This window comes from Rahnella sp. P4_A8 (assembly GCF_056402435.1).
On record NZ_JBFUHK010000374.1, the window covers coordinates 1 to 595 of the forward strand.

1 protein-coding gene and 1 pseudogene are annotated in these 595 nt (G+C 46.2%); both read left to right on the forward strand.

The genetic code is table 11. The features are described 5' to 3' along the window. The coding region (locus AC1DUO_RS26070) for a cupin domain-containing protein (protein WP_477989636.1) at positions 1-348 on the forward strand (348 nt) is incomplete at its 5' end. A gap of 14 nt (positions 349-362) precedes the next feature. Next, positions 363-595, forward strand: a pseudogene (locus tag AC1DUO_RS26075) (phosphomannomutase CpsG); the annotation flags it as partial.

A 595-nucleotide genomic window follows, 5' to 3' on the forward strand; every position in this document is an offset into this window, starting at 1 on the left:
CGTTTGCACCGCGAATCCTATCGCCCGTGGGGCCGTAACGATAATGTTGTGACTGCACCCCGTTATCATGTGAACCGCATCACCGTTAAACCGGGCGGACAGTTCTCATTACAAATGCACCATCACCGCGCGGAGCACTGGGTTATTCTGTCGGGCACCGCCAGAGTTATTCTCGAAGATAAAAATTATCTGCTCAGTGAAAATGAATCAACGTTTATCCCTATTGGGGCTCAGCATATGTTAGAGAACCCGGGAAAAATTCCTCTGGAACTTCTGGAAATTCAGTCAGGATCCTATCTGGAAGATGACGATATTATCCGTATAAAAGATCACTATGGTCGCTGTTAATTTGGGGATGAAATATGTCAGGTACATTAACTTGCTTTAAAGCTTACGATATCCGCGGTGAATTAGGCGTCGAATTAAATGAAGATATTGCCTATCGCATAGGGCGTGCTTACGGGGAATATTTAAAACCTAATAAAATGGTATTGGGGGGCGATGTCCGCTTAACCAGCGAAGCATTAAAACTTGCGCTGGCGAAAGGTTTGCAGGATGCGGGAACCGACGTTGTTGATATCGGCGTGACCGGTAC